10 protein-coding genes are annotated in these 12,343 nt (G+C 65.4%); 7 read left to right on the top strand and 3 right to left on the bottom strand.

Features of this window, described 5'->3' with window-relative positions:
- Positions 1-54: 54 nt before the first annotated feature.
- From ACODSP_RS19285 to ACODSP_RS19265, 5 genes are all read left to right on the top strand, one after another.
- Positions 55-552 (top strand): arsenate reductase/protein-tyrosine-phosphatase family protein, encoded by a 498-nt coding sequence (locus ACODSP_RS19285; protein ID WP_488967173.1) that lies wholly within the window; start codon positions 55-57, stop codon positions 550-552.
- 71 nt (positions 553-623) lie between these two features.
- Entirely contained in the window at positions 624-1,202 is a 579-nt protein-coding gene (greB, locus tag ACODSP_RS19280) for a transcription elongation factor GreB (protein ID WP_488967172.1), read from the top strand.
- A 95-nt stretch (positions 1,203-1,297) separates the two neighbouring features.
- Complete coding sequence (locus tag ACODSP_RS19275) at positions 1,298-4,219, top strand: ATP-binding protein (protein WP_488967171.1); 2,922 nt, start codon at positions 1,298-1,300, stop codon at positions 4,217-4,219.
- 81 nt (positions 4,220-4,300) lie between these two features.
- Complete coding sequence (locus ACODSP_RS19270) at positions 4,301-4,753, top strand: RrF2 family transcriptional regulator (RefSeq protein ID WP_054169831.1); 453 nt, start codon at positions 4,301-4,303, stop codon at positions 4,751-4,753.
- A 116-nt stretch (positions 4,754-4,869) separates the two neighbouring features.
- Complete coding sequence (locus tag ACODSP_RS19265) at positions 4,870-6,255, top strand: FAD/NAD(P)-binding protein (protein WP_488967170.1); 1,386 nt, start codon at positions 4,870-4,872, stop codon at positions 6,253-6,255.
- Positions 6,256-6,371: 116 nt separating this feature from the next.
- On the opposite strand, the gene ACODSP_RS19260 is transcribed toward ACODSP_RS19265, so the two are convergent.
- Both ACODSP_RS19260 and ACODSP_RS19255 read right to left on the bottom strand, forming a co-directional pair.
- The gene (locus tag ACODSP_RS19260; RefSeq protein WP_488967169.1) at positions 6,372-7,292 is read right to left on the bottom strand and encodes a class I SAM-dependent methyltransferase; all 921 of its coding nucleotides are present in this window, start codon (positions 7,290-7,292) and stop codon (positions 6,372-6,374) included.
- A 127-nt stretch (positions 7,293-7,419) separates the two neighbouring features.
- Entirely contained in the window at positions 7,420-9,672 is a 2,253-nt protein-coding gene (locus ACODSP_RS19255) for a helicase-related protein (protein ID WP_488967168.1), read from the bottom strand.
- 182 nt (positions 9,673-9,854) lie between these two features.
- On the opposite strand from ACODSP_RS19255, the gene ACODSP_RS19250 reads away from it, so the two are divergent.
- Both ACODSP_RS19250 and ACODSP_RS19245 read left to right on the top strand, forming a co-directional pair.
- Complete coding sequence (locus ACODSP_RS19250) at positions 9,855-11,096, top strand: tetratricopeptide repeat protein (protein WP_488967167.1); 1,242 nt, start codon at positions 9,855-9,857, stop codon at positions 11,094-11,096.
- 4 nt (positions 11,097-11,100) lie between these two features.
- Positions 11,101-11,736, top strand: a complete 636-nt coding sequence (locus ACODSP_RS19245) for a hydrolase (RefSeq protein WP_488967166.1) — start codon at positions 11,101-11,103, stop codon at positions 11,734-11,736.
- A gap of 84 nt (positions 11,737-11,820) precedes the next feature.
- On the opposite strand, the gene ACODSP_RS19240 is transcribed toward ACODSP_RS19245, so the two are convergent.
- Positions 11,821-12,054, bottom strand: a complete 234-nt coding sequence (locus tag ACODSP_RS19240) for a hypothetical protein (RefSeq protein ID WP_102114575.1) — start codon at positions 12,052-12,054, stop codon at positions 11,821-11,823.
- Positions 12,055-12,343: the final 289 nt, after the last annotated feature.

The following is a 12,343-nucleotide window of genomic DNA, read 5'->3' as shown; positions in this document are numbered from 1 at the left end:
GCCGATGATGCGGTAAGTCCCCAGGCGCTATCCACGCGCAACGGGGTCCAACCCATGTCGCCTGACCGTCCCTTTTCCGTTCTGTTCATCTGCCGCCGCAATGCCTCGCGCAGCCTGATGGCGGAGGGGCTGCTGCGCAAATGGGGCGCGGGTCGCTTCGATACCTTCTCCGCCGGCCCTGAACCACGCGACGAAGCCGATCCGATCACGCTCGACCTGCTGCACAAGGTGGGGATCGATACGCAAACCCTGCGGCCCAAGCGCTGGGACCTGTTCACAGGCCCCGATGCGCCGGATTTGGATTTCGTCTTTCATGTGTGCGAACAGTCTACCGCCCTGCCGCAGCCGGCCTTCACCGGCAATCCGATGCGCGTGACCTGGCGGTTCCCCGATCCGCTGGCGCTTGAAGGGTCGGAGACGGAACGCCGTGCCCTGCTGAACCTTGTGTTCGGCATGGTGGAACGGCGGGTGAAGCTGCTCTGTGCCCTGCCTGACCACCGTCTGGCCCGTCTTACAGCCTCGGATGTCAGCGACATCGCCCTGGCGGGGTGAAGCTTCGCTTTCCTGACGGCCCGCATCCGCGTTAAACCCTGTGCTGGTTTCGTAACGGGTGCGGTGCAGGGATGAGCAAGGCCTGGGTCAACGAGAATGCGCGCGACGCCGCCGCTGACGATGATGACGGCGCCGATGATCCGCGCCCGCTGCCGCCCGGCACCAAGAACCACATCACACCGCAGGGATATGACCGCATGCAGCGGGAATTGCAGAACCTGCTGCGCGTGGAACGGCCCAAGATTGTGGAGATCGTGCATTGGGCGGCCGGCAATGGCGACCGGTCGGAAAATGGCGACTATCTCTACGGCAAGAAGCGGCTGCGCGAGATTGACCGCCGCATGCGTTTCCTGTCCAAGCGGCTGGAGATTGCCAATGTCGTGGACGCAAGACAGCAGAGGCATCGCGATCAGGTGTTTTTCGGCGCCACCGTCACCTATGCCCGTGAGGATGGGACGGAGAACACGGTGACCATTGTCGGCGTGGATGAAACCGATATGGGGCCGGGCCTGATTTCCTGGGTTTCGCCCGTGGCACGGGCCCTGCTGAAGGCGCGCGAAGGCGATCTGGTCAGCCTGCGGACACCGGCGGGGCTGGAGGAACTGGAAGTCGTTTCCATCTCCTACCCTGCATCGGACGGCACAACCTAACCTTCTGCACCTGCCCCAGGACGGGAACGGTTTGTTACTTAATTCGAGTATCGAATGATCGCGCGGCAGGGGAATGGCCGCCGCCCGGAGAATCGATGGTGGTCGCGTCCAAGAAGCTGACCCTGATCCTGACATTCACCTTGGTCCTGATCTGGGGTGGGACGGGCGTGCTGCTATGGCTGGAACGCGAGCGGGCGCTGGACCAGGCACGGCGCGATGTCTCCAATCTGGCACTGGCATTCGAGGAACAGTCCTTCTGGATCCTGTCCACGGTCGAACAGACGCTGCGCACCGCCAAGACCGAATATGAAACGGACCCGACCGGATTCGACCTGCGCCGTTTCATGCGCAAGCACACGATGCCCGAAGGTTTCACGGTGCAGATGTCGATCATCGGTGCCGACGGCTATCTGATCGACAGCTCGCTGGGCATGGGGCCGGAAGCGCGCATCACCAACTATCTGGACCGCGCCCATGTCGCCGTGCATGTCGGACAGGATACGGGTAGCGTCTTTGTCGGCCCGCCCATCGTGGGCAGATTATCGGGCAGATGGTCGCTGCCGGTCAGCCTGCGGCTGAACCATCTTGACGGTACCCTGGCCGGCATCATCACCCTGGCCATGGACCCCTTCTATCTCTCCGCCTATTACCACAAGCTGGATCTGGGCGAGAACGGGGTGGTCAATCTGCTGGGGGCGGATGGGATCATCCGGGCCCGTTCCAGCCGCGCCGACAATGGCGACGGCAATAGCGGCCTGGGACAGGTGCTGGACGATGGCGCCCTGATGTCCACGGCGCGCCAGGCCCCGCAGGGGCTGGTGGAGAATATCAGCAGCGTGGATGGCATTCACCGGCTGCTGGCTTTCCGTCAGGTCCGTTCCTACCCGCTCTATGCCCTGGTCGGCCGGGCCTTGAGCGATGTTCTGACGCCCTGGTGGACCCTGGCCCTGCGCGCCCTGGCCGCCGCGACCATCGCCAGCCTGGGAATGATCGCGCTGTTCCGGGCGCTGGCGGTGGAGGCACGCCGCCGCCGGGCGCAATCACGCGACCTGTCAGAGGCCAACCGCCTGTTACGGCTGGGTGAACAGCTTGCCATGGTCGGCCATTGGCGGTTCGAGCTGTCGACCCGCCGCCTCACCTGGTCGGACGAGGTCTATCGCATCTACGGGCTGCGCAAGGACAAGTTCCAGCCGACCATGGAGGCCACACTGGCCGCCCATCATCCGGAAGACCGTGACCGGTTACGTGAGCTTGTGACCACGGCCATGCAGTCGGGCGCCAGCTATGAAATGGGTCTGCGCATCATCCGGCCCACGGGCGAGACGCGCCATGTGGTGACGCGCGGGGTGGTGGAGTTCGGGCCCGATGGCAAGCCCTTCGCCCTGTTCGGCGCCGTCAGCGACGTGACCGACCGCACCGCGCAGGAGGAAGCCCTGCTGATGGCGCGGCGGGAGGCGGAGGCGGCGGCCCGCGCCAAGACCGACTTCCTGGCCACGGTCAGCCACGAGCTGCGCACGCCCCTGAACGCCGTGATCGGCTTTGCCGACCTGCTGCTGACCGCCGACCTGCCGGAGACGGAGCGGCGGCGTTACATCGGCTTGCAGGCCGAAGCCGGTCGCACGCTGCTGGCCGTCATCAATGACGTGCTGGATTTCTCCAAGGTCGATGCCGGGCACCTGCAGCTGGAGGAGATGCCCACAGACACCGTGGGCATGCTGCAGACCTGTGCCGAGCTGGTCCGCCCCATGGCACAGGAAAAGGGCCTTTCCCTGCGAATCGATCTTGCCGCCGACCTGCCCCCCTGGCTGATGCTGGACCCCACACGGGTGCGGCAGGTGGTGCTGAACCTGCTGAACAATGCCGTCAAGTTCACTCAGGCTGGCCATGTCACCCTGTCGGCCACCACCATTGCGGGCGAGGGCAACGGGTCGCTGCGCATCGCGGTCGCCGATACCGGCATCGGCATCGCACCGGAGCGTCAGCCGCAGCTGTTCGAACCGTTCCATCAGGCCGACGCCTCCACGGCCCGCCGCTATGGCGGAACGGGCCTGGGTCTAGCGATCTGCAAGCGGCTGGTTACCTTGATGAGCGGGCGGCTGGGCCTGTCCAGCGAGGCGGGGCGGGGCAGCCTGTTCTGGATCGAAATCCCCCTCCGCCTCACCGATCCGCCCAGCAATGCCCCTGCCCTGCCGACACCCGGTGCCGGCGGGGACGGGGCCAACGCCCGCACCTTGCATATCCTGGTGGCGGAGGACCTGCCCGTGAACCAGCTTCTGGTTCGCGCCATTCTGGAACGGGCGGGCCACCGGGTCGACATCGCCGTCGATGGTGCCGCCGCCCTGGCCGCCGTCCAGCGCACGACCTATGATCTGGTGCTGATGGATGTGCAGATGCCGGGGATGGATGGGCTGGAGGCGACGCGCGCCATCCGCGCCCTGCCCTCCGTCGCGGGACGCATCCCCATCATCGCCCTGACCGCCAACGCCCTGCCGTCGGAGGTGGAACGCTGCCGCAAGGCGGGAATGAACGACCATATCGCCAAACCCATCGAGGCCAGCCATCTGGTCGCCGCCCTGACCCGCTGGTCACAGCGCATCGGCCCCGCGCAGGCACCGGCACCCACCGGCGGCACCGCAAGCGGCAATCTGCCGGTGCTGTCCATGGATATGCAGGCGCAGTTGGAAGCGCTGATGGGGGCGGGTGCACTGCTGCCCATGATGGAGGAGGTGGCCACCACCCTGCGGCAGCGCACGGTCCTGGTCGGCGATAGCACGATCAGCCTGGATGTCGTGCGGGCCCAGGCCCATTCCATGGTTTCCCTGGCCGGAAATTTCGGCCTGATGGAACTGTCGCGGGCGGCGCGCGACCTGGAACAGGCCATCGATGCGGGCACCGACCGGGCCGCATTGGCGGAACCGCTGGCGCATCTCACCGCGGCGGGAGAGCGGGCGCAACGCGCCTTGGCCGACCGTATCCCCGAACTGTCGCGCGCCATGGCGACGGAAGCGGAAGGCTGATCAGCGAAACGGGCCCCTTGCTATCGGCGCGCGGAAACGCCATGAAGGGTAGACCTGTTTGTGCCGGAAAGTTTGACCGCGATGCTTACCCAGCGGGCAAAATACGCCCTTCGCGCCTGTATCCATCTGGCTGATCGCTTTGAAGATGCCACAACGGTTCAGATCGGGGAAATCGCCGCGTCGGAAAATATTCCGGCCAAATTCCTGGAAGCCATCCTGCTGGACATGCGCAAGGCCGGGCTGCTGCAAAGCCAGCGGGGGCGGCATGGTGGCTATCGTCTGGCCCGCCCGCCGGAGAATCTGTCGGTTGGCGACATCATCCGCGTCATTGACGGCACGCTTGCCCCCATCCGCTGCGCCAGCCGGCTGAAGTTCGAACCGTGCGAGGATTGCGAGGACGCGGCCACCTGCGTCATCCGCTGGGCCATGCTGAAGGCACGCGACGCCATGGCAACCGTGCTGGACCGCTGCACCCTGGCGGAGGCGTCCCGACGCCGGCGGTCGCTGAGCCATCCGCTGGATTTCGTGATCTGACTTCTGTCAGCCCGCACCGTCACATGATCGTCACGCCGAACCGGCTTGACTCTGCGGCGGCCATAATTCCTACTGGTGGTATAGGATAATACCGCCAGCAAGGAAGCCCTGCCCGCATGACGGATCGCACCCGACGCCCCACCATTGCCGTGATCGGCGCCGGTTTCAGCGGTTCACTGGTGGCCTTGCACCTTCTGGCCGCCGGCCCGGCGGCCCCCCGCATCCTTCTGGTGGAACGCGCACGCGGCTTCGGCAAGGGGGTCGCCTACAGCACGCGGCACGGCGCGCATCTTCTCAATGTCCGGGCCGGCAACATGTCGGCCTTTCCAGACCGGCCTGGGCATTTCCTGGACTGGCTGCGTGGCCGGAATGAAACCGCCGATCCGGCAGGCTTCGTGGCGCGCGCCACCTATGGCCAGTATCTGCAGGACATGCTGTCCCAGGCGGCGACCGGGTCGGATGCTGTCGGGCGTCTGGTCCTGGTCGCCGACGACGCGGTCGGCCTGATGCCGGCTGCCGGCGGGGGCTTTCAGCTGACCACCGATGTCGGTCGGACCTACGAGGTTGATGGGGCGGTGCTGGCCGTGGGGAACTTCCCCCCTGACCCACCGCCGGGCGTGGACAAGGCGCTTCTGGACACATTCAGATTCCAGAGCGATCCCTGGGGCCCCGGCGCGCTTTCCCGGATCGGGGAGAAGGATGGGGTGCTTCTGCTGGGCACCAGCCTGACCATGGTGGATGTGGCCCTGTCCCTGGCGGATCAGGGGCATGTCGGGCCGATTCTGGCCCTGTCGCGTCGCGGGCTTCTGCCGCGACGCCATGGCCCGGCGGGCCACCCCGCCACGCCACAGGCGGCCCCCGTCATCAGCCCGTCCCTGGCCGGGTCCCTTCACGCCGTGCGCGTGGCGGTGCGGGCGGCCATGGCGGAGGGACGGTCATGGCATGGGGTGATCGACAGCCTGCGTGCCGCAACCGGCCCCTATTGGCATGCCCTGCCGGTTGAAGCACGTGCCCGCTTCCTGCGGCATCTGCGGCCCTGGTGGGATGTGCATCGCCACCGGCTAGCACCGCCCGTCGATGAAAGGCTGCGCGCCATGATGGCGCAGGGCCGTCTACGGGTGATTGCGGGCAAGCTGGAATGGCTGCGCGCCGGAGAGATCGGTGAACTCTCCCTGCGGCTGCGCCGGCGCGGACAGAGAGCGGCAGAGGAATTGACGGTGCAGCATGCGGTGAACTGTGTCGGTCCCGGCGGCGATATTGCTGGAACCCGCGACCCGCTGCTGCGCGGCCTGCTGGATGCGGGACTGGTGCGGCCCGACCCGCTGCGGCTGGGTCTGGATACCGACCGGGATGCCCGGTTGAAGAATGCCGACGGGCAGGTCGTGTCCGGCCTGTACGCCATGGGGCCGATCATGCGCGGCACCCTGTGGGAGATCACCGCCGTGCCCGATATCAGGGTACAGGCGCAGAAGCTGGCCCATTCGATCCTGGCCGCGACATAAGCTTGGTCGTTACCTGTTCCCTCAGGCGCCGGGCGCCGCCATCCGGCGGCTTGGCTTACGCGCACATGGGTGCGCGGGCCGCCGCCGGAGCGATTTCCGGTCAACCGGAAATCGTTCTAGAAAAGGTGCCGCAGACGGCGCAGACGCGCCTTGTAATAATACCGACCGACCGCCGTGACCGTGACACGCTTGGCAGCCGACAAGGTGCGCCACAGGAACGGCATGTTGCGCAGGAAGGCCAGACGGCGTGATAGCGCGTTTGACCGTTCCTCCACCGTGCCGATCAGGCTGTCCTTGTTCCGGAAATCCTCGTGCTGGCGGGTGGGGGCGCCATTGGAAACAGGGTGGCTGGGCACGCAGATGTCGCGGCGGATCTTGAAGCCCACGATCGATTCGTAGAAATGCAGCGAGAAGACACTGTCCTTGTAGGGCAGCGTGGAAAAGGGCTGATTGATGCCGGGGAACCGGGAATTGATGTTATCGACGATCACCTTCGTCCATTCGATGAAGGAATAGGGGGTGGGATAGCCGAAATCCTTGAAATAGCTGGTGTGGGTATCCTCCACCGCGATCAGGCCCCCATCCCGGACATGGGGCATCGCCTCGCAGACGGTCACGATCTGCTGTTCGAATGTGTGGCCGCCATCATCCAGCAGGATGTCCACTTTTCCGATCTTGGCAAAAAGCTCCTGCCAGAATTCCGGTTTGGCCTGATCCCCGATATGGATTTCAAACCCGTCCTGTTCCCATCTTTTGGCGGCGGGATTGAAGTCCAGGCCAATGATACGGGCCTTGGGGCCGAAAAATTCTCGCCACATGAACAGCGATCCGCCGTTCAGAATGCCAACCTCGACAAAGGTGATCTCACGCCCCCGATACGAACTGAATAAATCTTCATATGTATGAAAATAAGATGAGTGTTTTATAGATGAGTAGGGTGAACGTTTATAGCATTTATAGATATCAGTATCTTTATAAGATTGTCCGGCACCCGAAGATTGAGCGATATTTCCTTCAACCTTGGCGGACAGCGACATATCCTTCACCTTTTAACAGGGGGACCTTTCAGCTTTCTAATATATATCACCCTTTACCCCGTGGTAACAGGTCATAGGAAATCCCCAAATCGCGGTAGGCAATTGGGGAAGCCCGGCGGTTTCGATCTCACCCTTTGCGTGGCCCATAGCGCTTCTTGGGCGCCCCCCGAAAGCCCTGGGGCGGCTTTGGCTTGCCACCGCCACCGGGCCGACCGCCCGGACCCTTGCCCATTCGCTGACGCCGCGCCGTGCTGGCCAGCAGTTCAGACAGGCGGCCCGCCACCTCAGACCGGCGTTCCTCCACGGCCTTGCGGTCGGGAAACAGACGGGGAAACTTGCGGCTGGCCCAATAGTAGAGGTCGCAGGACCGTGACAGTTCCTCCAACCCATAATCATCCAGCCGTTCCATGCGGGCCGGCACGACCAGGCCCAGCGGCACCGGTTCATCCGTCTCCACGGCGCGCAGGATCTGATTGAAGAAGCGGGCATCCACTTCCTTCTCGGGATCGCACGGCATGAACAGCAGGGACAGTTTCTGTTCAAACCCGATATCCCGTTCATCCAGCGCCTGGGCCAGACGGCGCAGGGCCGACAGGTCGGCCACGCGATAGGGGCTGCCGGTCGTGCGGGCAGCAGCGAAACAGTCGATCAGCAGCATCATGCTGTCCCGACCGATACGCCCGGCCAGCCGGTCGACCATGGCGCGGGTGGGCCGCACCGTCAGGGCGCGGCGGGACCCGAAGGACGGGTCATGGCGGGTCCAGATGGTGCGCAGCTGCTGCACCGTGCCCTTGGCCACCACGCCGAATTCGCCAACCTCATGATGACCATACCGTCCGGCCCGACCCGCGATCTGTTTCAACTCAGCAGGCGTCAGTTCCCGCTGCTCCACCCCGTCGAACTTTTCCAGGGTCGTGAACAATACGCGGCGGATGGGCAGATTCAGGCCCATGCCAATGGCGTCGGTGGCCACGACGACATCCGCCTCGCCATTGGTGAAACGCTCCGCCTCCCGGCGGCGCACTTCGGGCGCCAGCGCGCCATAGATCACGGCGGCGGTCAGGCCCTTGGCCTGCACGATGTCGCGGACCAGATGCACATTGCGGCGGGAGAAGGCGATCAGGGCATCGCCCTTGCGCACATCCTCAAATTCCAGCCGCTCTTCGACCATGTGCAGCGGCTGCTTGCGTTCCAACCGCACAATCTCCAGCGGTTCCCCCAGGTACCCTGCCACCCGTTCAATCAGCGGCAGCGCCTCCGGCGCGCCCAGCAGATAGACGGTGCGGGCCGCCACCCCCATCAGCGCCGCCGTCCAGGCCCAGCCGCGATCCTTGTCGGCCAGCATCTGGATCTCGTCGATGACGGCGACATCCACCACCTGCTCGGGGTCCAGCATTTCGATGGTGGAGGCCAGATGCCGGGCGCCGGGAACGCGGATTTCCTCCTCCCCCGTCAGCAGGGTGGTGGGCGTCCCCTCCCGGTTAAGCCGGTCCATCACCTCCAGCGCCAGAAGGCGCAAGGGGGCCAGATAGACACCTTGTTCGGCCTCATGCAGGGCCGCCATGGCGCGGTGGGTCTTGCCGGAATTGGTGGGACCGACGACGGCCACCAGCTTGCGCCCCATGGAACGCGCCGTGGGGAACAGCTTTTCAAACTTGGCGAAGTCGAACTCGGTATTCACGAAGGTGCGACCGCGCGCCACGGCGCGTTCACGCAGCCAGGTATCCGCCACCTCTTCCCAGCGGCGTAGGATATCGTTGGGTTGGTGGTTGGTGCGGGCAACACGGTAGAGACGCTGGGCCAGATTCTCGAAGGTCCAGCTGTCATCCGCCTCGCCCACAAGGTCATGCAGCTGCCACAAGCGGGCCGCCACATCCTCGAGCGCCGCTTCAAGCAGTTGACGCAGCTGCGGGTCTTCCACCAGATGCTGACGTAAGGTGGCATCGTCCAGCCCGGTCAGTTCATCAATGTCGAAGCTGCGCGAGACTTCCAGCCGGATCGGCCCCGGCATCTCGGCAAAGGAGAGCTCATCATGGGCGCGGGCCCGCACCCGGCTTTTCGCGTCTGCCGCCAGCAGGGCGACATGCGTCCCCTCCAGCACGCGGCGTCCCTGTTCCAGCAACTCGGCCCGGCGTACCAGCCGCGCCACCAGCCCCTCGATCTCCAGCGCCACGGCATCCCGCCGCTCCGCCATCACCACCAGATCGCGCCGCCCCTGTGGCAGCGGCAGGCCCAGCGGTACCATGCCGTAGGCAGCCGCCTGCTCCACCCGGTCCAGGCCCAGACGACCGACGGTAGTAATTTCCGGGTGATGCCGGGCAACAGAGAAGACCATATCCGGGTCCATCGCCACTGACGGCTCCGGGGGCAACATATCCATGGGTAACGCTACTCGAAGAAAAGGGATTTCGCAGGCGCACACTATGCCCGCGATCCGGCATTTTGCCCAGGGGCCGGGCGGCATGGCTTCCTTGTGGACAGGGGTGGGGGGATAGGGACTTGAACCCAGGCGCGATCCGACGCAAAACCTGCGGACGGCCCGCCTGCCTTTCTGCCGGAGTGATGATGCGCCCCGCCCGCCTTGCCCGACCGACCTGTTCGCTGCTGTCCGCTGCCGCGCTCTGCCTGCTTCTGTCGCTGCCCGTGGGGGCGGCACCCACCCTTACCGTCAGCAGGGAGGTCGGCCTGCCGCTGCAGGCGGCGAAGGAGGCGCTGGCCGCCAACCGGTTTGACGCCGCCCTGGCCGCCATCGACAAGGCCGCCGCCGTGCCCACCATCACGGCGGAGGAAAAATGGGCGGTGGAGCAGACGCGCGCCGCCATTTTCAAGGCGCAGGGCCGTTTCGACAAGGCGGCCATCGCGTTCGAGGCGGCGACCAGTCTGGTGCCGCTATCCGCCGCCGATCAGGCGGGTGCCCTGGAAACCCTTTCGCAACTCTGGTACCGGGCCGGCAACTATGCCAAGTCGGCGGAGTTCGGGGAAAAGGCCATGGCCGCCGGCAGGCTCAGCGATGCCTTCCGCCAGATGGTGGCAGAGGCCTATTTCCGGGCCAAGGAACCCGCCAAGGCCGGCAAGCTGGCCCAGGCCCTGATCGAGGATCAGCGTAAAGCCGGCCGCGCGCCCTCGGCGGAAGTGCTGCAGCTTCAGGCGGCGTCGGAATTCGGGTCCGGCAATATCGAGGGCTATATCAAGACCCTGAAGCAGCAGTTGCGCACCGACCGCAGCAAGGAGAACTGGCTGCGCCTGTTCAACGCCATGCAGCAGGCCAAACCCGTCCCCGAAAAGCTGGACCTGGACTGGGCCCGCCTGCGACTGGCCGCCAATGCCTATGAGAACCCGGACTCCTTCACCGAAATGGCCCAGCGCGCCATGGTGGAGGAACTGCCCGCAGAGGCCGCCGCCGTTCTGGAGCGCGGCTGGTCGCTGGGCATCCTGGGCAAGGGTCCCAAGCAGGACCGGCATGAACGCCTGCGCGACTATGCCACCAGACAGCTGGCCGCACAGAAGGAAGGGCTGGCGGCGCGGCAGCAGGAGGTGGCGGCGGGCAAGGATGCCAATGCCATGGCCAAGCTGGGCATGATCCTGGTCTCCCTGGGGCGGACGGATCAGGGCATCGCGATGTTGCAGCAGGCGTTGAAAGGCAAGCTGCTGTCCCCCAATGTCGTCCGCCTGCGGCTGGGCATGGTGCAGTACCGGGTGGGCCAGACCAAGGCAGCCGCACAGACCATGGCGGCCCTGCCGCCCGGCAGCGATGAGGCGCGGCTGGCCGAGGTCGGGGCCTTACTGTACCCGGCTGCGAACTGACACCATGAGCAAGCCGCCCCCCGTCCCCACCCATCTGGACGCGCCGCGCACCAACCTGCTGATGCGGTCGGGCCGCTGGGTGAACCTGTATGATCCGTCGCCCGCCGACATCATGCTGGAGGATTGGGTGACGGGGGCGTCGCGCGTCGCGCGCTGGGGCGGGCAGACGCGGGGCGACACCGCCTATAATGTCCTGCAGCACTCGGTGCTGCTGGAACAGGTACTGGTCACCCTGCTGGCCCCCGATGCCAGCCCCGCCCTGCGGCTGGCGGCCCTGATGCATGATCTGCATGAAGGGGGCGGGTTGGGTGACGTCGTCACCCCCTATGGCAAGCTGTTCGCGACGGCGGGCCTGAAAGAGGTCAAGGCCCGGCTGGACCGCGCGCTGTTCCTGTCCGTCGGCCTTAGCTGGCCCCTGCCGGCCACGCAGACCGACCTGATCAAGAAGGCCGACAAGGTCACGGCCATATCAGAAGCGATCCAGTTGATGGGCTGGCCGGAAAAACTGGCCCGCCGTGACATTGGCGGCAATTACCGGGGCAAACTCTGGACCCAGCCGATCATGGTGGTGGGAGAGGCAGAGGCGCGGGAACTGTGGTGGGGCCGGTATAGGGCCGTTACGGGCGCAACGTCACCCTGACATATGCAAGAGCCACCCAGAATCAAAACGCCACCGGGCGCGCTGCCGCGGCGGCGTTCATCCATCGCAAACGTGAAGGGCGGATCAGGCCGCGTGCTGGCTGGGCCCCAGACGGCGGAAGCGGGTGGTGTCCAGCACCACTTCCAGCGCCAACGAGAGCCGGTCGCTGTTGCGGCCTTCCACCAGAAACTCCACATGCGTCGGACGGGTGGCATGCTGGTGCACGGCATGCACCAACAGGCGCCGCCGGGGCATCTTCAGTTCCTCCAGCCATTCCCCCACCTTCGGGGGTTCCGCCGTCCGCCTGGACAATACCATCGCCACTCTCCTGAAACTGCGGGCCAATGCTTCCCGATGGAAACAGGCCGAAACCGGTTACCCGATGCCGTCCACCGCCCGAGCCAGAGGCGAGGCCGGCTGAACCGGGTTCATGGGTGGATAGCCTTATCCACTCCCCTATGATAGCGGATTTTTCTCCCAAAGGAATAGACCATCCGGCTTAGGTCTTGGGGCAAAGCATGTCGAAACATGAGTCCAATGGACAGAACGCGCCCCCGTTTTGCCATTGGCGGCGGTTAGAGGGATAGGGTACAGGGTCCGTGACCCG

Source organism: Niveispirillum sp. FG156 (assembly GCF_057809555.1).
Note: the sequence above shows the minus strand (reverse complement) of the source record. Positions and strands in the feature narration are given on the sequence as shown.